Source organism: Novosphingobium sp. GW835-FHT14H07, from assembly GCF_058793515.1.
In genome coordinates this window covers 172,614-192,215 of sequence record NZ_JBXAFX010000006.1, presented here as the reverse complement: position 1 = coordinate 192,215, position 19,602 = coordinate 172,614, and the positions used below count along the sequence as shown (strand labels likewise).

The 19,602-nt window shown below is 61.8% G+C and carries 19 protein-coding genes; 8 read left to right on the top strand and 11 right to left on the bottom strand.

Translation table 11 applies throughout. From position 1 onward, the window contains the following. Window positions 1–40: 40 nt before the first annotated feature. The 4 genes from AC1Q5P_RS08210 (at window position 41) to AC1Q5P_RS08195 (ending at window position 3,160) form a co-directional block, all read left to right on the top strand. Window positions 41–355, top strand: a complete 315-nt coding sequence (locus tag AC1Q5P_RS08210) for a DUF1810 family protein (protein ID WP_492518685.1) — start codon at window positions 41–43, stop codon at window positions 353–355. 470 nt (window positions 356–825) lie between these two features. Then, window positions 826–1,800, top strand: coding sequence for a manganese catalase family protein (locus tag AC1Q5P_RS08205; RefSeq protein WP_039334949.1), 975 nt, complete (start codon window positions 826–828; stop codon window positions 1,798–1,800). 1 nt (window position 1,801) lies between these two features. Next, window positions 1,802–2,320, top strand: coding sequence for a ferritin-like domain-containing protein (locus AC1Q5P_RS08200; RefSeq protein ID WP_492518684.1), 519 nt, complete (start codon window positions 1,802–1,804; stop codon window positions 2,318–2,320). Between the two features lie 12 nt (window positions 2,321–2,332). Then, entirely contained in the window at window positions 2,333–3,160 is an 828-nt protein-coding gene (locus AC1Q5P_RS08195) for a ZIP family metal transporter (RefSeq protein ID WP_492518683.1), read from the top strand. Between the two features lie 4 nt (window positions 3,161–3,164). Here the strand turns inward: AC1Q5P_RS08195 and AC1Q5P_RS08190 are convergent, their stop codons facing one another. Together AC1Q5P_RS08190 and AC1Q5P_RS08185 are read right to left on the bottom strand one after the other, a co-directional pair. Beyond that, on the bottom strand, window positions 3,165–4,220 hold the full coding sequence (locus AC1Q5P_RS08190) for a zinc-dependent alcohol dehydrogenase (protein ID WP_492518682.1): 1,056 nt from the start codon (window positions 4,218–4,220) through the stop codon (window positions 3,165–3,167). After that, window positions 4,217–6,433: a hypothetical protein gene (locus AC1Q5P_RS08185; RefSeq protein ID WP_492518681.1), complete on the bottom strand. Its 2,217-nt coding sequence runs from the start codon at window positions 6,431–6,433 to the stop codon at window positions 4,217–4,219. Before AC1Q5P_RS08185 ends, AC1Q5P_RS08190 begins: the two co-directional genes overlap by 4 nt. Before the next feature lie 169 nt (window positions 6,434–6,602). Between AC1Q5P_RS08185 and AC1Q5P_RS08180 the strand changes: the two genes are divergently transcribed. Continuing rightward, complete coding sequence (locus AC1Q5P_RS08180) at window positions 6,603–7,343, top strand: SDR family oxidoreductase (protein WP_492518680.1); 741 nt, start codon at window positions 6,603–6,605, stop codon at window positions 7,341–7,343. Between the two features lie 6 nt (window positions 7,344–7,349). Here the strand turns inward: AC1Q5P_RS08180 and AC1Q5P_RS08175 are convergent, their stop codons facing one another. Next, the gene (locus AC1Q5P_RS08175; protein ID WP_492518679.1) at window positions 7,350–8,855 is read right to left on the bottom strand and encodes an MFS transporter; all 1,506 of its coding nucleotides are present in this window, start codon (window positions 8,853–8,855) and stop codon (window positions 7,350–7,352) included. Window positions 8,856–9,013: 158 nt separating this feature from the next. Between AC1Q5P_RS08175 and AC1Q5P_RS08170 the strand changes: the two genes are divergently transcribed. Next, entirely contained in the window at window positions 9,014–10,003 is a 990-nt protein-coding gene (locus tag AC1Q5P_RS08170) for a lactonase family protein (protein ID WP_039333792.1), read from the top strand. A gap of 751 nt (window positions 10,004–10,754) precedes the next feature. Here AC1Q5P_RS08170 and AC1Q5P_RS08165 read toward each other — a convergent pair. Both AC1Q5P_RS08165 and AC1Q5P_RS08160 read right to left on the bottom strand, forming a co-directional pair. Further along, on the bottom strand, window positions 10,755–11,438 hold the full coding sequence (locus AC1Q5P_RS08165; protein ID WP_039333793.1) for a response regulator transcription factor: 684 nt from the start codon (window positions 11,436–11,438) through the stop codon (window positions 10,755–10,757). Continuing rightward, on the bottom strand, window positions 11,435–12,979 hold the full coding sequence (locus tag AC1Q5P_RS08160) for a sensor histidine kinase (RefSeq protein ID WP_492518678.1): 1,545 nt from the start codon (window positions 12,977–12,979) through the stop codon (window positions 11,435–11,437). The genes AC1Q5P_RS08165 and AC1Q5P_RS08160 overlap by 4 nt, the downstream gene beginning before the upstream one ends. Window positions 12,980–13,264: 285 nt before the next feature. On the opposite strand from AC1Q5P_RS08160, the gene AC1Q5P_RS08155 reads away from it, so the two are divergent. Beyond that, window positions 13,265–13,468: a hypothetical protein gene (locus tag AC1Q5P_RS08155; protein WP_062345115.1), complete on the top strand. Its 204-nt coding sequence runs from the start codon at window positions 13,265–13,267 to the stop codon at window positions 13,466–13,468. A gap of 10 nt (window positions 13,469–13,478) precedes the next feature. On the opposite strand, the gene AC1Q5P_RS08150 is transcribed toward AC1Q5P_RS08155, so the two are convergent. The 5 genes from AC1Q5P_RS08150 to AC1Q5P_RS08130 all read right to left on the bottom strand — a co-directional run bounded on the left by AC1Q5P_RS08150 (window position 13,479) and on the right by AC1Q5P_RS08130 (window position 18,187). After that, entirely contained in the window at window positions 13,479–14,657 is a 1,179-nt protein-coding gene (locus AC1Q5P_RS08150) for a BaiN/RdsA family NAD(P)/FAD-dependent oxidoreductase (protein ID WP_492518677.1), read from the bottom strand. Beyond that, window positions 14,654–16,273: an NAD(P)/FAD-dependent oxidoreductase gene (locus AC1Q5P_RS08145; RefSeq protein WP_492518676.1), complete on the bottom strand. Its 1,620-nt coding sequence runs from the start codon at window positions 16,271–16,273 to the stop codon at window positions 14,654–14,656. Before AC1Q5P_RS08145 ends, AC1Q5P_RS08150 begins: the two co-directional genes overlap by 4 nt. A gap of 42 nt (window positions 16,274–16,315) precedes the next feature. Then, the gene (locus AC1Q5P_RS08140) at window positions 16,316–16,894 is read right to left on the bottom strand and encodes a nitroreductase family protein (protein WP_039333798.1); all 579 of its coding nucleotides are present in this window, start codon (window positions 16,892–16,894) and stop codon (window positions 16,316–16,318) included. An 82-nt stretch (window positions 16,895–16,976) separates the two neighbouring features. Then, window positions 16,977–17,393, bottom strand: a complete 417-nt coding sequence (locus AC1Q5P_RS08135; protein ID WP_039333799.1) for a DoxX family protein — start codon at window positions 17,391–17,393, stop codon at window positions 16,977–16,979. A 59-nt stretch (window positions 17,394–17,452) separates the two neighbouring features. Then, window positions 17,453–18,187 (bottom strand): pirin family protein, encoded by a 735-nt coding sequence (locus AC1Q5P_RS08130; protein ID WP_052242272.1) that lies wholly within the window; start codon window positions 18,185–18,187, stop codon window positions 17,453–17,455. A 123-nt stretch (window positions 18,188–18,310) separates the two neighbouring features. On the opposite strand from AC1Q5P_RS08130, the gene AC1Q5P_RS08125 reads away from it, so the two are divergent. Further along, window positions 18,311–19,240, top strand: a complete 930-nt coding sequence (locus AC1Q5P_RS08125) for a LysR family transcriptional regulator (protein ID WP_062345091.1) — start codon at window positions 18,311–18,313, stop codon at window positions 19,238–19,240. Window positions 19,241–19,271: 31 nt separating this feature from the next. Here the strand turns inward: AC1Q5P_RS08125 and AC1Q5P_RS08120 are convergent, their stop codons facing one another. Beyond that, window positions 19,272–19,505 (bottom strand): hypothetical protein, encoded by a 234-nt coding sequence (locus tag AC1Q5P_RS08120; protein WP_156484033.1) that lies wholly within the window; start codon window positions 19,503–19,505, stop codon window positions 19,272–19,274. Window positions 19,506–19,602 lie beyond the last annotated feature (97 nt).

Sequence of the window (19,602 nt, the reverse complement as noted above, 5' to 3'; positions counted from 1 at the left end):
CGCCCTCCGCCGATCCCGACACACCGTATTCTCATCTTGATTGTCGCGCTTTCTCACCCTGATCGTCGCGCGACAGGCACAGCGCTATGCAATTGGATCGCTGAGCGAAGCACGCGCCTATCTCGCCCATGCTGTGCTAGGTCCGCGCATTCGCGAATGCGTTTCTGCACTTCAGGACCTGCAGACCCCAGACGCGGTTGGCGTTTTCTGCAGCGTTGACGCGATGCAGCTGCGCTCGTCCTTAACGCTCTTTGCTCTTGCCGCTCCGGAAGAGAGTCTCTTCTCGTCTGCGCTTGAACGCTGGTTCAAGGGTGCAAGAGACCAGAGGACGTTGGATCTGGTCGGTCAAGGATAACCAAGACCCTACCGTCGCAGCGGACGTGCCCTTCCGGCGCGGTTGCGCTTGCAAGCCGAGGGACAGACCAAAGCCTTCTCCGACTATGACCACTCTGCACCGCTTCGCTGTCCTGGATCCATTCTGTCTTAGTGAGTGGGCGTTGGCGCTCGTCTGCAGCGCATTCCGTTTGTTTCAAAGAGCGCGAGGTCGACCGCAGATCACGAGGAGCAGATCTGCCACCTTGGTCGTGAAACGAAGGTCTGTGAGCATCTGGCGCGACGCTTCGTTCCCGGTGCTTGTGTCATGTTTGTAGGTGAAACTTATGTTCCCCAGGCTCCGACGATCCCATCCAGCGGCTTACCGTGCCGTCTAACCGTTCTGAAGGATTTCGTTGCGGCAGATTTATCTCATGGGAGGGCCTCGGAACGGCGAGCCGCCGCGATGCTTGGCGTGTGACACTGGCTGCATTCCGCAGCGGGGAGCCAACCATGTTCATGCACAACAAGCGCCTGCAATATACCGTCCGCGTGGCCGAGCCCAATCCGGCGCTCGCGTCGCTTCTTCTCGAGCAGTTCGGCGGACCTGATGGCGAACTGGCGGCAGCGATGCGTTACTTCACGCAAGGGTTGGCCGAGGACGACCCCGGCCGGAAGGACATGCTGCTCGACATTGCAACCGAGGAATTGAGCCATCTCGAAGTGATCGGCTCGATCGTGGCCATGCTCAACAAGGGCGTCAAAGGCCAGCTCAGCGAAGCCGCTCTGGAAGAGGCCGACATGTACATGGCGATCAACGCTGGTGGCGACAGCCACACGCAGTCGCTGCTTTACGGCGGCGGGCCATCGCTGACCAACAGTTCGGGCGTGCCCTGGACAGCGGCCTACATAGACAGCCGCGGTGATCCGACCTGCGACTTGCGCTCGAACATCGCTGCCGAAAGCCGCGCAAAGATCATCTATGAGCGGTTGATCAACATTACCGACGATCCAGGCATCAAGGATGCGCTTGGCTTCCTGATGACGCGCGAGATTGCCCACCAGAAAAGCTTCGAGAAAGCGCTCTACTCCATCCGCGACAACTTCCCGCCGGGCAAGCTGCCGGGCTTGGCCGAATACGCCAGCCTCTATGTCAATACCTCGCAGGGCGAAGGCGATGCCAGTGGGCCGTGGAACAGCGGGCCGCAATGGGATCGACTGGACGATGTTGCCCCCTCTCTGCCGCTTGACGGTTCGCATGGGCAGGCGACCGTCGGCCTGAGCGAGACAGACAAGCAGATCGCCGCGCAGATGCAGCAGCGCCTGCAGTCCGATCCGAACGCCGACCCTGCAACCGGTACCGAACTTGGCGCGGGCCCCGGTGCAGGGCGCGTGCAGGATGCTGATCTTGGTGGAGCTTCAGACATGGCCGAAGCCCGGTCCATGGCCGCCGAACTTCCCGTTGCCGCTCCGAGGATCGGAAACTGACGTGACCGGACAGCAAGAAGCCATCCGCCACACGTTCGTCCTCGGGCTGCGCAATGCCCACGCTCTGGAGGAAGAAGCCTTGAGCTTGCTCGATCGACAGATCGAGCGGCTGGCCCATTATGCCGATGTGGAAGTGCGGCTGCGGAGCCATCGTGGCGAGACCGAGCGTCAGATCGAGAGGCTGGAGACGATCCTCGATGGACTCGGGGAAAGTGCGAGCGCCTTCAAGGACGTAACCATGAAGCTGGGCGGCAATGTCGCTGCGATGATGCATGCGCTGGCGCCCGATGAAATTCTCAAGAACTGCTTTGCCAATGCCGCTTTCGAGGCTTTCGAGGTTGCGAGCTACAAGGCGCTTATCGTCATGGCCGAGCAGGGCGGTTTTACCACAGCCCTGCCACTGCTTGAGAAAACCCTTCGTGAGGAGCAGGCCATGGTCACCTTCCTTGATGAGACGTTGCCTCTGGTTGTGCAGCGATATCTGGCGCTGCGAAGTTCGGGTAAGACGGCCAGTCATTAGGCCTCGTACGTGATGCCTGAGCCCGCCATTGTTTCCGGAATGATGGCCAGCCTTGGCACAGGCCTGGCCACGGCTGTCGGGGCATTGCCGGTTCTGGGAATGCGACGCTTGTCGGATCGTGGCCAGTTGGCGCTCCTCCCCTTTGCGGGGGGCATCATGCTGGCGGCGTCCGTGTTCTCGCTGATCCTGCCCGGTATCGCGGCGGCGCAGGAGCAGGGCTTTTCGCCGACGTCTGCCCTGCTTCTCGTCCTGTCGGCCACGCTTGGTGGAGCACTTTTCATGGCGCTGCTCGGGGCGGTTCTGCCGGTACCCGAAGCGGTCTTCAATTGCGAAGATGCGCGCAGTAGCGATCGAGCAACCGCCGGTCTGGCGGGGCCAAAGTCCGTCTGGCTGCTCGTCCTGGCCATCACGCTTCACAATATCCCGGAAGGCGCGGCCGTCGGCATGGCATATTCAGAAGGAGACACTGTTCGCGGCCTGTCGACCGCAGTTGCTATCGGCACGCAGAACCTTCCCGAGGGACTTGCGGTGGCTTGCGCGCTTGTCGCGGCTGGCATGTCGCGCGGGCATGCCTTTGTAGGGGGCGCTCTCTCCGGTGCGGTGGAACCAATCGCCGGGACGGCTGCGGCTGTTTTGGTCACGGTTGCGCAGGACCTGCTGCCTTGGGGCCTTGCGCTTGCTGCCGGCGCCATGCTCCTGATTGTCTGCGGGCAGATCATGCCAGACATTGCGCGGAACGCTGCGTCGGCGAGACTGCACATCGATTGGTTCCGCCGACCGGTTTCAGCCTTTGCCTGCGGTCTTGTGGTAATGTGCTTCCTCGACATTGCCCTGGGCTGAGCAGCTACATCTCCACCGCTATGAACACCGCGCCGGTCCGCGCCTTGTCGTTGGCGCAGTGGAAGGCTTCGTTGATGCGATCGAGCGGGTAGCGGTGGGTAATTAGGCGCGAAGCGTCGAGCTTGCCCTTGCCGAGCAGTTCGAGCACCTGCCCCTGTTCCTTGTCGAGGTGCCACCAGGCAAAGCTGGCGCTGGGGATAAGCTGGATCTCGCTCATCTGGATGCGCTGCCATTCGAGCGGCATTTCCTGCACACCCGGATCGAAGCCGCCGATGATGACGACCTTGCCTCCGCGTCGCGCCAGTTCCGTGGCCAGAGGAAGGGTCTGCGGCATGGATTCACCTCCGGCACATTCGAACACGATGTCCGCGCCCCGGCCATGGGTCATGGCCTTCATCGCTGCCACCGGATCGTCGCGCGTGGAATTGACGATGACGTCGGCTCCCAGTTCGCGGGCAAGCTCCAGCGAGTGGTAGACCGTGTCGATGATCAGCACGTCGGCGCCGGATGCCTTGGCCAGCATGAGCTGGCCGAGACCGATCGGTCCCGCGCCGACGATCGCCACGCGGTCATTTATCGTCAGCCCGGAAAGATGCTGTGCATGCAGGCAGACGGAGAAGGTATCGATGAGTGAGGCCTGTTCGTAACTCACGTGGTCCGGCAGGCGATAGACATGGCTCGCCGGGGCAACGAGAAACTGGCCATAGGCGCGCGAGACGTATTTGCTGCGGGTGGCGTAGAGGTCCGGGCAGATATTGTACTGGCGGGCGCGGCACCATTCGCAGTGGCCACAGCCAAGCACCGTCTCGACGACGACGCGGTCTCCGGCGGCAACGTTGGTCACTTCCCCGCCGATCTCGACCACGTCGCCCGCAAGTTCATGACCCATGATGTGGCCGGCCAGATCATGCTCGTGCTTCTGCCAATGGCGCAGGTCCGTGCCGCAGATTCCGGCCACGCGGACGCGGACCATGACCCAGTCCGGCCCCGGCAGCGCGGGAAGCTCCGCCTCCTCTATGGTAAAAATGCCTTCGTCGGTCTTGAGCGCAGCCTTCATCATTTCTTGGTCTCTTTCCAGGCGAAGAGGAGCGAAGCGTCAGCGGGAAGGCGCGCTTCGAGGCGACCGTCTTGCAGTTCGAAGGGCAGGGCTCGGCCGTCGGATGTGGTCAGGCGCGGTTCGATGCCGTCAGTCGTGCTGCCATCTTCCATCACCAGCGCGAGCCGCGCTTCGGTCCCGGCCGGGCCATCGATGCGCATGCTGATGGTGGTCGCGTCGATCTTGTGGACGGCGCGGACAAAGACGTCGCACCAGATCAGGAAAGGAACGCCCTCGATCCGCCTGAAGCTGCGGGTGGTGTAGATCAGCGCCGCGCCGCTGCCGTAAATCTCCTGGCCAACCTGACCCGCAGGCTGGCTGTCTGGATAAAGGTCTTCCAAGGGAAAATTGAGGCGCCGCAGGATATAGCCGTTGCGGATGTCGTCCTTGGCGACACTCTCTTCCGGCAGTGCATCGGGGTAGTAGAACCATGCCCGATCGAGCGCGTGGCGGCAGTATTCCGAAAGCAGCAGGCGCACGGACGGTATCAGGTCGGGCCCGCCATAATCGAGATAGCGTTCGAACGCCGAATAGCTGTCGAAGCACTCGTAGGCGGCCATGTAGGGCGCGTCCTGCAGGCACGTGACACCGAGAAAGTTTCGCCAGTGCCGGGCCATGCCGATGTCGCTGTTCCAGATCTGCGCATTGTGGAAGAAGCTGGCGAGATAGACATAGCTCTGCTTGAGGAAGTCCTTGCGGTCGGTGATGCGCCACAGCCGCACGCAGGCCGCCGCACCCCAGGCGGTGAGGTTGGCCTGATAGTTCAAGTCGAAGCGCATGCCCCTGGCCGCCTCGATCGCGGCTATGGCCTCGTCGACGAAGCGACGATCGAGCGTCAGCTCGAAGGCCTGCAGCATGACCCAGGCGTAGATGCCGCCGACATCGGTCTGCCCGCGCTGGTCGGCTTCGGCGACGTCCTGGATCACCGAAAAGTCGCGCATGTCATAGAGGATCGGCCACTTGTACCTGAAGTGGCGCGCCGCCTTGATGCCGTAGTCGATGGTATCGAGGAAAAGCTCGCGCGCCTGCTCGTTGCCGGCGATGGCCAGGTTGGCGAGATTGAGCATGGGGTGGTAGAGGTACCAGCTGTCAACGGCGTTCGCGTTCTTGTCCTTGCCGACATTTGGCAGGTAGCGGCGCAAGGTCTTCAGGTCCTTGTCGTGGAACCCCTCGATCCCCGCCATGATCTCGCGCACCAGCGGGTGGCTCACGCCCTTCCACCGGCACCAGTCGTCAAGAGCAGATGCAATCGCCAGCTGGACCATTACGTCGGGATATTCACTGGCGGTATATGGGTGGAAATAGACATGGCCAAAATGTTCGATACGCGCTTCGGGTGCGTGCATCAGGTCCTGTACGGTCGCCTCTGCGCGTGACGGCCAATGACGGAAATCGGCCTTGGGCGGGGACAGCAACGGGTAGATGCCGCCGATCATGTCGAGGAACTGCCAGGCGGAATCCGCTTCCTCCGATTGCGGATAGGCGCGGATGGCAAGGATCGTGTCGTAAAGCATGATGGGCTTGCCCGCCGGCAGGTCGGCATGGCCGGTGTCTGCATTGAGCGGCGGAGAATAACCCATCTCCGGCATTTCAGCCTGGACCGCATTTTCGGGCTTCGATCCGGTCGCGTTGAAGTAGGGGTTCAGCGCGGTGAGGTTCTGAAGGTAAAGGACCTTGCCGAACTGCTCCTCGCCAAGCGTGAAATACAGCAGGGCCGTGTTGAGCTTGCGCTGTTGCGCCTCGACGGTCACGCCGGAAGGATCGGGCCGACCATCGGCGCCAAATGCCACGATGTCTCGAGGCAACTTGCTGATCCGCAACGAGGCGGTCGGCGTGAAGCAGTACTGTGCGCGGAATTGTTCGAGCCCAAAGGCATCGGCTGTCACACGCAACGTGGCATGCCCGGCAGGACCATGCCATTCCACCGAGGCTATCGCCCCATCGGCCGGACGAACGCGCGCCACGGCGTCGCTCCCGAATACCGGAAAGCGCAGGGCCAAGCCGCCACTCCCGTCACGGCAAAAGATCACCCAAAGCGCGTCGGACGTGAACTTGACCTCTATAGAAAGTCCACCGTGCTCGGCCCTGGCCAGCGATCGTGCGCCATCCTGCGCGATGACCTTTTCGGCCACGATCAATTCCGGCGTCAAAAGGGAGGTGCCGTCATCTCTTGCCATGCTGCTCGTCCCTTGATGGTTTTGCAGGGTGAACGTTGCGGGCGCGGCAAGGTTTCCCTTTTGGGCAGGTCAAGTTACTGGAACGATTTTGAAAAACGACGAACCGAGCGCAAAGCCGATCCTGCGTTAAGGCGCGGAAACGAGTGGCGCGCGAAGCCATTCGATCCGGATGGACAGAGAGCTCACGCGATCGCTGGCAGGACGCCGCATTCTCATCACCGGCGGAACGACCGGAATCGGTCGGGCCACCTTTCTTGCACTCGCCCGCCAGAGTGCAAGACTCTTCACCGTCGAGCGCGAAGCCGAACCGCTTGCGGAGACCTTGCGGCTGGCGAACTTGGATGCGGGCGCCGGCATGAATGCCGACGTCGCCTGTCATGCCGATGTCGAAAAGGTGTTCGCAGCAGCCGATGCGCGCCTCGGAGAGATCGATGCGCTGATATGCTGTGCCGCGCTCGGCGCGAAGCCCCTGCACGAGATGGAGAATGACGACTGGCGCTATGTCGTGGAGACCAACCTCGTCGGCACTCTGGCCTTTGCACGGGGCGCGCTCGACCGCATGCTTCCCCGGCAGGAGGGCCATCTGGTACTGATCAGCTCGATCAGCCCGGATATCAAGGCGAGAGGCGAAAGTGTCTATGCCGCCACCAAAGCCGGCATCAATGCCTTTGCGATGACCTTGCGCAAGGAGATTGGCGAGAAAAGCATTCGCGTGACAGTCATCGAACCGGGCTCTGTCGGCACAGACATGCAGGAGTGTTCCCTCGACGAACAACGTGAGGCGATCGCGCAGGGTGAGATGCTCTTCGCAGAGGAAATCGCCGAAGGCATCATCTTTGCGCTGACGCGCTCGCCACACTGCGACGTTTCTCTGCTGCGCATGGAACCGATCAGGCAGAAAACAGCGTAGGGATACTCATTCGCCAAACATGCGGAGGGCATGGCGCCGCGCAAATCTGCGCCTTACCCTGAACTCCCTGACGATGCTCCCCGGCATTTCGGTAAGGGCCCGAAAGCCCGTGACGGTCGAGAACGCGTGGATCGACGAGCGGGCCTGGACCAGAACGTGGCGCACCATGTCGCGCTGCGCAATCTCGCCAGCTTCGCTGATCGGGCCGAGCCGGTGCAAGGCATATAGCCCCAGCACGCCCGAAATCAGGAAATAGAAGTCCCAGTTGCCCAACTTCAAGGGCAGGAAAGCGAAGACGCCTTCCGGGTTGGTCCAGCGTATCACCAGCTCGAAACGGCGATTGGCGAAGAAGTCTGCGAACAGACCGCCAATGACCGGCGCTGCACCTGCGGCCAGCGCCGTAATCACCGCCGTCGAAGCGATATAGGATGATGCCATTCCGCGGGGGGACAGTTTCAGGCCGATATTCGTGGTGGCGAGTGTGACACCGGCAACGGAACTGCCCATCAACAGGTGAAGTCCGATCAGGAATACGAGCTGCGCGCCGTCATGGTCGATCTGCGAGGCCACCGCCATTGCGGCGATGCAGGCAATGTAGGCTGGAGCAGCGACGAGCAGTACTGACTTGTTGCTGAAACGGTCCGACAGGACACCCCAACTCCGCAAGGCGAACGCGTTTGCCAACTGGCTGGCGATGGCTAGCGCCATGACGACGGGCATGCTGTAACCCAGTTGGCGAACGAGATAGACCGTGAAGAAGGGCGTCGCCAGATTGACGGCAAATTGCCAACTGGCCAGAAATCCGAGCAGCTTCCTGAAATTCGGATCCGAAGCCGGCTCGCGCATCAGTTCCCACAGCCGAGTTGTACGTGGTCCGGCGTGGGCCATGGTCGGTTCGGGAATCCGGGCGACAATGGCGGCACTTGCAATCCCGGCCACGCACCCGGCCAGATACAGCGCGCTGAAGGCAAGGTCGCGCTGGTGTGATCCCTCCTGCGTGTACTCAAGGCAAAGCGCGGCGCCAATTCCGGCGACCACAGTGGTGATCGTCGCCCAAGTCGTCCGCCGCGCAAAGATGCGTCCCATGCGCTCGTCTGGCACGAAATCGCGCATCCATGAATTCCAGGCGCATCCTCCGACCGCCGCTAGCAGGCAGAGCACAAGGGTCATCGCCACCAGCAGCAATGGAGCCGGGCCTCCGGCAAAGGGCAACAGCGCCATGGTCCCAAGCATCATTCGCCCGAACACGCTTGACCACACTGCAATGGCCTTCCGCGCGCGCAGACGTTCCACCAGCGCAATCGCAGGTAGCTGGGCAAGCTGCGTCAGAAACGGTAGCGACGCCAGCAGGCCGATCAGGAAATTGTCGGCACCAAGATGCAGGGCAAACGTGGTGAGAATGACGCCAGTCGTCAGAGCAGCAGTCGTGTTGGAAAATGCCGCCTCATAGACGATCGTCTGCAAGCCGCGCTCGCGCTCATCCTCACTGATCAGTGGTTGTGGAGCGAGCATTGCATTTCCTTCGCGGGTGCTGACGAAGGAAAGCCGGGGCGGGCTTGCAGTTTCCCGCCATGCGCCGAAGCGCGCTTTCGGCACGAGCGAGCGCTGCTTGTTCAGGAAACGCATGTAGGTCCAGATGTTTAAGTCATAAGGCTGCCGGGGGTATTTTGATGAAGCACCGGTTCTGGATCGGCACCTACAGTGCCAACGGTGGAGAAGGTCTGATCTCGGCGACGATCGACGAAGCCGGAAGGATCGAAATCGAAGGGGCAGAGTCGCGCATCGTCGATGCAAGTTACGGCTTATGGTGTGCTGACCTGCAAACTGCTTGGTTCGTCTGCGAACAAGAGGCCGGGCAAGTCTCCGGTTGGCGTCTGGAAAACGATCGGTGGGTGCCCTTGGGGAGCGTCTCGACGGGCGGTGCCGCGCCGTGCTTTCTCGATATCTCTCCGGACCACTCACTTCTTGCCGTGGCAAACTACGAAAGCGGTTCCGTGGCCACCATCGTGCTCGATGCTGCGACGGGAGCGCCGTTGCACCGTAGCGGGTTCCTGCAAAACAGCGGCAAAGGACCTGATCCCGATCGGCAAGCTGGTCCGCATGTACATTGCGCACGCTTTGCCGATAAAGGAGGTACGCTATATTTCACTGATCTCGGCCTCGACCGGGTATTTGCAGCCTCGGTGGATAGTGGAGGCGAACTGCAAGACAAGCGCGTGATGTTTTGCGCACCGCCAGGATTCGGGCCCCGACACCTTGTGGCATTGGCAGACGAGGTCATGGTCAACGGCGAATTGTCAAGCGGTCTGGTGGCACTCGCAAAAACGGACGGCACTTTCATACCAATGGACTCCCTGCGAACTGACCCGTCGAACAAGCCTGGCAATCTCGGTGGGCATCTGTTGGTTGAGGACGAGCTGATTTGGACAAGCAACCGCGGAGCCGACACATTGGTGGCTTTCCGAGTGATGCAAGGCGCGCTGCACCAAGTTGCTTGCTTTCCCAGTGGTGGCCAATCGCCACGCCATCTCGCGAGAGTGAACAAGCACCTTGTGGCAGCTCACGAAAAAGATGGCACAGTTTCCTCGATCGACGCTTCTGTAGGCAATGTCCTCTGCGATGTCATTGTGCCGGGGGCCGCATTCCTGATGAGCGCATGAAAATCGGTCGCTGCTGCGGCTTGGCCAGATCTCCGCCAGGGCCTGAATTTGTCGAATGGGATCTCGCAGTCTTCCTGTGGCCGTTTTTTGCCGAAGGAGAATCGTCGTGGGACATTCAGATCTTGATGCTGCCATGCACGATCGGCCGCCATCGAATGCAGGGCAGAATGTTGGCCCGAAATGCACTTCGCGCAGGCGAGACATCAGGGCAATTCGCTTTATCACGACGCACGCATACGCAGTCGTGAGCGCGCGTTGTACGACCACGCCATCGATAGCCAGCTGAGAGGCTGCGATTTGATGAAATTCCGCATTAGAGGACCTTGTGAGCGGCAGACACATCAGAAATCGCGCAACCGTGATCCAGCAAAAGAGGGACCGACCTGTCCAGTTTTAAGTCAGGACTGAAACGCGACTGACGCTAGAACGCTGGCTTGAACAAGAGGTGGGAGAATCAACGATTTCGTGTTCATGCTGCGGGCTGATGCGCGGATGTGGATATCCTCACAGATAAGCCAGTTCAAAGTGTAGAAAGTCGACCGAGGTTGGACAACCAGCACACGCTCTGCTGGTGCCTTGCAGGACCTGAACCTGAAAAACGGGGTAAAAAAATGGGGGTAAGAGCGGGGGTATGGCTTTGGGGGTATCCAATTTTCGTTGGGTGACGGCGGCCTGCAGTCTACGGTGACGGGGAGAGCGCGCCTCGCTGTGACGCGCCCGTGTAGCAATCGTCACTTCAGACAGTGCGCCTTCAGGCCGTCAGTCGGTAGCCGAATCCGCGGACGTTTTCGACGATGGGCGGGCCCAGCGCGTGAAGCTTGCGGCGCAGGCGGCTGAGGTAGACTTCGACGATATTGGTCAGCGGATCGTCCTCGATTCCCCACACCGCACGCAGGATTTCGGTTCGTGAAATCACCGTGCCGGGGGATTCCATCAGCAGCCGCAGCACGCCCATTTCCTTGACGGTCAACTGGACCGGCGAACCGGCGCGAGTGAGGGTCATGGTCCGGGGATCAAAGTGGAGATCGCCCACGGTAAGGCTTCCGTCCGGCTGGATGGGGCTGAATTGCGGCCGCTCCATCCGGCGCTTGACCGCGTCCATCCGGGCCAGCAATTCCTCGAATGCGAAGGGCTTTGGCAAGTAGTCATCCGCACCCCCCTTGAGACCGCGAATCCGGTCCGCCACGTCGTCGCGAGCGGTGACCATGATGATCGGTGTCGTCACGGCAGCTTCGCGGAGGGCCGAGCAGATATCAAATCCGCTCATGTCCGGCAGATTTACGTCGAGAAGAATGAAGTCAAACGCAAGGTTTGTCGCCAACTCAAGACCAGTTGCACCGTCGGTTGCCAGCGTGACCTTGTGGCCCTCCTGCGCGAGGCCGCGATGCAGGGTTGCGGCGAGTTCGACTTCGTCTTCAATGAGAAGCAGTTTCATGTGCTTGCACCATCTATCGCCGATGCGGGCGACATTAGAGGGAGGCGTATGGTGACGACCGTGCCGACATTGACCCGGCTGGTCAGGCTGATTGTTCCGCCCATGGCTTCGGTGATCGAACGGGCGATCGACAGGCCAAGACCCTGCCCGCTGCCGCTGCGCTTGCTGCCCCTGCGGAACCGCTGGAAAAGATAGGGCAGGTCTTCGGCCGGTATGCCATCGCCGTGGTCGGTGATGGTTATGACGGCATGATCCTCTTCCACGCTGACCGATGCTTCGACATTGGGAGCGTGCGTGGAATAGCACACGGCGTTGTCAACGACGATTCGGATGACCTGCTTGAGGCGGGCTTCGTCGCCTTCAACGATGATGCTGGGGGGGCCCTCGTGAAGCACGATCTTCCCGCCGTCGGCTTCAATGACGCGGTGGAAGTCGGCGATGCTGTCGGTCACTGCCGCCACTGCGTCGACCGGTTCGATGGTGGTATGCAGCATCGGCTCTTCTGCACGCGCCAGGTTCAACATGTCTTCGATCATTTCGGCCATGAGCTCTGACAGGCGGACCACCCGATCCAGCGCGCCGCGCAGGTCAACCGATTGCGCCGAGGCATCGCGTAGCGTGATCTCCGCCTCGCTGCGCATGATGGATAGGGGCGTACGCAGTTCATGGCTGGCATCGGCGAGAAACTGCTGACGCAGGCGGTTCGATCGCTCCAGCGAACGGTTGGTTGCGGCAAGTTCACTGGTGCGCCGGGCAACGGCACGCTCGAGCTCTTCGTTGGACCTGCGCAGCGTATCGGCACTTTCGCCCACGCGAGAGGCCATGATGTTGAAGCTTTCGGCGATTGCACGGAATTCCGTCGTGCCGACAATCGGCACGCGCTGTGTGTAATCGCCTTCGGCCATGGCGCGCGTGCCTTGCAGCAGGTTTCCGAGCGGGCGGATCAGCTGGCGCTGTCCCCAGAAGACGGCGAGCAGACCGCAAATGGTCACGACCGTCACCGTCAGCGTCATCGTGTCGATGACGCCCTGAAACGTCTCGATCGAGCTGCGGTGGTACTCCTTCGCCTCGCGCTCCTCGATCTTGATCGCTTCGAACACGAGGTCTTCCCAGACCGTGTCCGGCTTATCGCCCTTCAACGATCGCTCGAGGCTGGCACCGATCTTCTTCAGGGTTTCCCGTTGCTTGACTTCCTCTTCTATCTCCGAGGCGCGCTGCTTGCGCTTGAGCGGTGTCTCGCTGATCATCTTGATTTCGGCGTTGATGTAACGCTCCGCATTGGTGACGTGGGAGCGGACGCCATCGATGTAGAGTTCGCGATCCTGGACGAACGCGCTTGGATCGGTGTAGCGCTCCTGCTGCAGAGTGTATCCTAGAACCGCGAGCCGCTGGAACGCGCTGAGTGATTGCGACGAGGCTTCGGACCTTGCCTGCTGCGCACGGATGACTTTCACCGCATGGTTGGCAATCACGCCCGGCACTGCCACGATGAACAGCATGAACACCAACGAGACCCACAGCTTCAGGCGCAGCGCGTTCATGCGCACATCGCCCGCAGCATGGCGAAGCGATTGCGGGCACTATGCCTGGCGTCGGGCGATGACACGCCTCGCTTCAATCGTAACATAGAAATGGTGTTCCCCTGCCTGTGCCGCTGCTTCGAGCTCAAGTAACGGCACACGCCCTGACCTCACACTCACATTGTCCTGACAACGCTTTCCGATCAACGAATTGGCCGATTAAATTTCCATGAATGCGGCAGGCGCAACATCTGGTTAGGCATGCTGATGGATGACAATGTGCTGCGTCCATGGCATCGCAGTCGGATGCGCACCACTCACGATCACGCAAGCGTTCGCCTTTACCATCTGGGAGACGGGCCGGAGGGCGGTTCGGCCGACACGCTGTTCTATGGGCCGCTGAGCGAAGCCCTGCGGATCGCGGCGGAGCAGCCACTTGAACTTCAGGAAGGACTGTTCATCGCGACCGACAATGATGTCGTGGCTTATCTCGACCTGATCGAGGGCTGAAGCCTGGTGTTCACACAGCTTCGCCTGCAGCGCGGCCGCTGGCCCATGCCCATTGGAAGTTGTATCCTCCCAGCCACCCGGTGACATCCACGGCCTCGCCAATGGCATAAAGGCCGGGCACTTTTGCTGCAGCCATGGTTTTCTGATTCAGCGCGCGGGTGGAAACGCCGCCGGCGGTGACTTCCGCCTTGGCATAGCCTTCGGTGCCGTTCGGATTGAACGGCCAGCGCGCGAGTTGCTGCTGGGCCTTGCGCAAGTCAGCGTCTTTCATGCCAGCAAGCTCGCCCTCCAGGCCAAGCCGGCTGCCAAGCGCTTCTGCAAGCCGTTCCGGCAGTCGGCGGGCAAGAGCCGAGCGGAATGCCGCGCGGGGGCGATTGCGCTTTTCCTCGACCAGCCAGTCGGCGCCCTCTTCGGGCAGGAAGTTGACAGCGATTGGCGTGCGGTGCTGCCAGTATGAGGAAATCTGCAGCATGGCAGGGCCAGACAGGCCCTTGTGCGTGAACAACGCCGCTTCGCGAAACGCTGTCTTGCCCCAGTGCGTGACGACATCGGTCGAAACCCCCGAAAGCGAACGGAACAGCGCCTCGTCCTCACCCAGGGTGAAGGGCACGAGGGCGGGGCGGGTCTGTACCACCTGCAAGCCGAACTTGCGCGCGATCTCGAAAGCGAAACCCGTCGCCCCCATCTTGGGGATGGACAGGCCCCCTGTTGCCAAGATCAGGGCAGGGGCGTGATGATCACGGCCATCGATGGTCACGCGGTACAGGCCGTCGGCATGATCGACCGTGCTCACGCTCTGGCCAAAGGCGAACGTCACCCCGCCATCGCGGCACTCTGCCATCAGCATGTCCACGATCTGCCGCGCTGAGCCGTCGCAGAACAATTGGCCCAGCGTCTTCTCATGCCATGCGATGCCGTGGCGATTGACCATCCCGATGAAGCCTGCAGGCGTGTAGCGAGCCAAGGCCGATCGCGCGAAGTGCGGGTTTTCGGAAATGTAGCGGTCGGCGGCAGTGTGGATGTTGGTGAAGTTGCACCGCCCGCCGCCCGAGATCAGGATCTTCTTGCCTGGCTCGTCGGCATGATCGACAAGCAGCACGCGCCGCCCGCGTTGGCCTGCGGTCAGCGCAGCCATCAGCCCCGCCGCGCCCGCGCCGAGGATGATCGCGTCGTAGTTGGCGGCGCTCACGCGAGGAGTTCGGTGGCGAGGGCCTCGGCGACCTTGATCCCGTCGACCGCGGCCGAAAGGATGCCGCCGGCATAGCCTGCGCCTTCGCCGGCAGGGTAGAGGCCGCGTGTGTTTAGGCTCTGGCAATCCTTGCCGCGCGTTATGCGCACCGGGGAAGACGTGCGCGTTTCCACACCGGTCATCACCACGTCAGGGTGGTCATAGCCCGGGACCATGCGACCGAACGCGGGCAGGGCCTCACGAATGGATTCGATCACGTAGTCGGGCAGGCACTTTTTGAGTTCGGTCAGGTGCACGCCGGGCTTGTAGCTCGGGATAACGCTGCCGAACTCCGTGGAAGGACGGTCGGCAAGGAAGTCGCCCAGCTTCTGGCCCGGCGCCATGTAGTTGCGCCCACCCGCTTCGAAGGCGAGGCTTTCCCAGTGACGCTGGAAAGCCATGCCCGCCATCGGTCCGCCGGGGTAATCCTTGCTCGGATCGATATCGACGACAATGCCCGAATTCGCATTGAACTCGGCGCGCGAATACTGGCTCATGCCGTTGGTGACGACGCGGCCCTCTTCGCTGGTCGCGGCAACGACGCGCCCGCCCGGGCACATGCAGAAGGAGTAGACCGTGCGCCCGTTCTTGCACTTGTGCGAGATCGAATAGGCGGCAGGGCCGAGGATCTTGTTGCCCGCACTCGGTCCATAGCGCGCAGTGTCGATCCAGCTTTGCGGGTGCTCGATACGCACGCCGATGGCGAACGGCTTGGCTTCGATGTGGACGCCACGATCGTACAGTACCTGGAAGGTGTCGCGCGCGGAATGGCCGACTGCCATGATGACGTGGCGCGCGGGCAGGAACGAGCCGTCCGACAGGTGAAGGCCCGCAATCCGGCGTGTCCCATCGGCGCCGGTCTCGATCTCGAAGTCTTCCACGCGGGTCTGGAAGCGGTATTCACCGCCAAGGCTTTCGATCGTCTCGCGCATCGACATTACCATGGTGACGAGGCGGAAGGTGCCGATGTGCGGGTGGGCTTCGGTAAGGATATCGTCAGGCGCGCCGGCCTTTACGAACTCCACCAGCACCTTGCGCCCGAGATGGCGCGGGTCCTTGATGCGGCTGTAGAGTTTGCCGTCGGAAAACGTACCAGCGCCACCTTCGCCGAACTGCACGTTCGATTCCGGCTCCAGCACCGAGCGCCGCCACAAGCCCCAAGTGTCCTTCGTGCGTTCGCGCACCGCCTTGCCGCGCTCGATGATGATCGGCTTCAGGCCCATCTGCGCGAGGATCAGCGCAGCCAGCAATCCGCACGGGCCCGCCCCGATGACAACCGGGCGCTCACCATCCCAGCCTTCGGGGGCCATGACCGGGAGCTTGTAGGAGGTGTCAGGCGTGGGCTTCACGTTCTGGTCGTCCGCAAAGCGGGCGAGCACTTCGGCCTCGTTCGCCACGACGCAATCGACCACGTAAGTCAGCAGGATCGCGTGCTTCTTGCGGGCATCGTTGCCACGACGGAAGATCTGGTATCGCGTGAGGTCTGCTGGCGCGATGTCCAGACGTGCGCAGATCGCCGCCGGAAGATCTTCGGCAGCGTGATCGAGGGGCAGTTTCAGTTCATTGATACGAAGCATGGCGCCGCCCTAGCGAAATCGCGCGGGCGGCGCCACTTGTGCTTATGCCGTGAACGGCCCGGCGAAAGCGATTTCGCTCACCGGCTTGCGGTCGCTCACCACTTCGCGCTCTTGGAGCATTTCGGGCAACTGCGACTTGTCGCCCTGCTTGCCGATCACGAAAGCCATTTCCACGCGATAGCCTTCCGGCAGGTTGAGCACTTCGGCAGCCTTGGCAAAGTCGACGCCGGTCATGCCGTGGGTGTGATAACCAAGGTGCAGGGCCTGCAGTGCCGCATTGGCCCATGCCGCACCGGTATCGAAGCTGTGGCTGTGGTTGGGGTTGTTGCCCTTGTCGCTGCGCATGAATTCGTCAGACACGGCGAAAACGAGCACGCCCGCATCCTTGGCCCAGCTCTGGTTGAAGGGCACCAGTGCCGAGAGGAACGCGTCGAAGTTTGCATCGCCCTTGTGGGCATAGGCAAAGCGCCAGGGCTGGTAATTGTAGGCGCTGGCGGCAAGACCTGCGGCTTCGAAGATCACGTCAAGGTCAGACTGCGGCACGGCCGAGCCGTCGAACGCGCGGGGGCTCCAACGATCGACGATGATCGGCAGGACGCTGGGGGAAGCGGTACGGGTCATTGAATGCTCCTTGGGAGAGGTTGGAGAGAGATAAGGGGGTAGGGCCGGAGCGCAACTGCACTCCGGCCCGCGGGGGTAAGTTTCAGCGGCGGTCGAAGCCGAAGCGGCCCGAGCCGAAAGCGGTCACCTGCAAAAGGCCACCGGCCAGCGCCACGTTCTTGAAAAAGTGGATGAACTGGTTCTGGTCAGCCAGGTTGGCGTGGAAGCCGAAGGCGGCGGCAAGGCTGAATGCAGCTATGGCCGAAGCAACGATGCGGGTGCGGATGCCGGCGATCAACAGCAGGCCGCCGACAAGTTCCACCGCCACGGCAGCGCCATAGGCAAGGCTGGGGGCAGGCAGGCCCGCGCTGGTGATGTAGGCAATCGTGCCAGTCGGATCGGCAAGCTTGGAAACACCGCTCAGCACGAAGATCGCCGCGAGAAAGACGCGGCCGGCTGCCGCCAGCAGGTCAGAAGTGGTGGATGAGCCGCCGCGCGTCTCGAGAGCGAGGGAAGTCATGGGATCGGTCCTTTGCAACAGTCGTAATTGGGGAATGTGAGAAAACAGTTCGGTCACGGTCAGGCCGCGTCGACGAGCACCAGCTCGGCTTCCTCGAGAGCGGTAATGACGATCTCGGTCACCCCGGTAATGGCAACGCCATCACGCGCATTGGCTTCGATTTCGCCGATGCGAATCTTGCCCTTGGCAGGAACAAGATAGGCGTGGCGGTCTTCGGTCAGTTCGTAGCGGACCGTTTCGCCGGCCTTCACCGTCGCGCCCAGAACGCGGGCGTTCGCATTGATCGTCAGCACATCGGTGTCACCAGCGATGCCCGAGGCGAGGGGAACGAACTTGCCTTCCCGGCTATCCTTGGGGAACGGCCGGGCACCCCAGCTTGGCGCGTGGCCCCGGCGATCGGGGATGATCCAGATCTGGAACAGGCGGGTTTCCTCGTCTTCCAGATTGAATTCCGAGTGGGCGATGCCCGTGCCTGCCGACATGACCTGCACGTCGCCCGCTTCGGTGCGGCCTTCGTTGCCCAGGCTGTCGCGATGGGTGATCGCGCCCCTGGTCACGTAGGTGATGATTTCCATGTCGCTGTGCGGATGGGTGGGGAAGCCGCTCTTCGGCGCGATGCGGTCGTCGTTCCATACGCGCAACGCACCCCAGTGGACGCGTGCCGGATCGTGGTATCCGCCGAACGAGAAGTGGTGGTGGGCATCGAGCCAGCCGTGGTTCGCCGCGCCGATCGAGGCGAAGGGGCGCAGTTCGATGTGAGCCTTTGTAGCGGTCGTGTTGGCAGTCTGGGTCATGGCGATTTCTCCAAACGGGCGGCTTGGGGTCCGTCCTGTTGGGGTGTAGATAGGCCTTGCAGGTCATTCGGAATATCCCGATAAGATAAATCAGAATGTTCGAATTCCTTGAAAGGGTTTCTCTTGGACGTCGGCCAGCCAACCCTTGACCAGCTGCGCCTGTTCCTCGCCGTGGTCGACGAGGGCAGCTTCAATGGCGCCGCGCGCAAGCTTGGGCGGGCGATCTCCGTGGTGAGCTACGGCATCGTCACGCTGGAGTCGCAGCTCGGCGTGACGCTGTTCGATCGCGAAGGATCGAAGAAGCCGGTGCTGACGCCCGCGGGGAAAGCGATGCTGGCCCACGCGCGTGCCGTAACCGACGATGTCGATGCGTTGATCGCGGGGGTTCGCAACTTCAACCAGGGCCTCGAAGCCGAACTCGGCTTGGCCATCGACGTGATGTTCCCGACGCATCTCATTGCGGAAGTGCTTCGCGAGTTTCAGGCGCTTTTTCCTACGGTGCAAATGCGGCTTTTTGTGGAGACATTGGGTGCGATTGCAGCGCTGGTGGTGGATGGGCGCGCGGAGCTAGGCATCTCGGGGCCGGATCTTGTGGCCTTGCCTGACCTTGAGCGCGAAGCGATCGGAGAGGTTGAACTGCTTCCCGTCGCAGCGCCCGATCACCCCTTGGCCCGCATGGCCAAAATCCCGCCAGGCGAAGTGCGCAAGCATCGCCAGCTGGTACTGACCGATCGGTCGAACCTGACGCAGGGGAGGGACTTCTCGGTTTTCGCGGCGAGCACATGGCGGTTGGGAGACCTTGGTGCGCGCCATGCCTTGCTCCGTGAAGGAATTGGCTGGGGCAACATGCCTCGCCACTTGATCAATGCTGATCTCGCCAGTGGAAAGCTCAAGCGACTGGCCCTGCCGGAAGCACCAGGCATGGCCTATCGCTTTCACGCCTTGTGGCGGCGAGATTGTCCAATCGGCCCAGCGCGCGCCTGGGTGCTGGACGCCCTGCGTGAGCGGCTTTCACGTTGCCCCGATGCAAAAGCGCCCCGCCAGACTGACTGACGGGGCGCCGAAAGATACTTTTCGATTTGATTCAGGTGCCCGCGCTCTTGCGCTTGAAGGCCGCGTTCTCGTTGGCCTTGATCTTGGCAATCTCGAGGCCAGGGCTGGGCGGGAAGCCGTTCTTCGGTCCCGGCGCCGGATTTCCGTTGCTGGGTGAGGCCGCCACCACAATCGGCGGGCTCGCACGTGTTCCTGCGCTGGCTGCAGTCGGCAGAATCAAGCCCGCAGCAATTCCTGTGGCAAGAAGCCACTTCTTTCCGTCCATCATTTGTGAATGCCCCCGAAGTTTGTCCCTGGACAGGCAGTTTTCATCGGTCCCGAAAACGGCTGCCCTTGTTCATGAGTTGGGGGCAGCCGGTTTA

Coding starts and splice junctions, on each gene's coding strand:
- AC1Q5P_RS08205 (WP_039334949.1), top strand. CDS start 826: ATGTTCATGCACAACAAGCGCCTGCAATATACCGTCCGCGTGGCCGAG.
- AC1Q5P_RS08195 (WP_492518683.1), top strand. CDS start 2,333: ATGCCTGAGCCCGCCATTGTTTCCGGAATGATGGCCAGCCTTGGCACA.
- AC1Q5P_RS08190 (WP_492518682.1), bottom strand. CDS start 4,220: ATGATGAAGGCTGCGCTCAAGACCGACGAAGGCATTTTTACCATAGAG.
- AC1Q5P_RS08185 (WP_492518681.1), bottom strand. CDS start 6,433: ATGGCAAGAGATGACGGCACCTCCCTTTTGACGCCGGAATTGATCGTG.
- AC1Q5P_RS08180 (WP_492518680.1), top strand. CDS start 6,603: ATGGACAGAGAGCTCACGCGATCGCTGGCAGGACGCCGCATTCTCATC.
- AC1Q5P_RS08175 (WP_492518679.1), bottom strand. CDS start 8,855: ATGCTCGCTCCACAACCACTGATCAGTGAGGATGAGCGCGAGCGCGGC.
- AC1Q5P_RS08170 (WP_039333792.1), top strand. CDS start 9,014: ATGAAGCACCGGTTCTGGATCGGCACCTACAGTGCCAACGGTGGAGAA.
- AC1Q5P_RS08165 (WP_039333793.1), bottom strand. CDS start 11,438: ATGAAACTGCTTCTCATTGAAGACGAAGTCGAACTCGCCGCAACCCTG.
- AC1Q5P_RS08160 (WP_492518678.1), bottom strand. CDS start 12,979: ATGAACGCGCTGCGCCTGAAGCTGTGGGTCTCGTTGGTGTTCATGCTG.
- AC1Q5P_RS08155 (WP_062345115.1), top strand. CDS start 13,265: ATGCGCACCACTCACGATCACGCAAGCGTTCGCCTTTACCATCTGGGA.
- AC1Q5P_RS08145 (WP_492518676.1), bottom strand. CDS start 16,273: ATGCTTCGTATCAATGAACTGAAACTGCCCCTCGATCACGCTGCCGAA.
- AC1Q5P_RS08140 (WP_039333798.1), bottom strand. CDS start 16,894: ATGACCCGTACCGCTTCCCCCAGCGTCCTGCCGATCATCGTCGATCGT.
- AC1Q5P_RS08135 (WP_039333799.1), bottom strand. CDS start 17,393: ATGACTTCCCTCGCTCTCGAGACGCGCGGCGGCTCATCCACCACTTCT.
- AC1Q5P_RS08130 (WP_052242272.1), bottom strand. CDS start 18,187: ATGACCCAGACTGCCAACACGACCGCTACAAAGGCTCACATCGAACTG.
- AC1Q5P_RS08120 (WP_156484033.1), bottom strand. CDS start 19,505: ATGGACGGAAAGAAGTGGCTTCTTGCCACAGGAATTGCTGCGGGCTTG.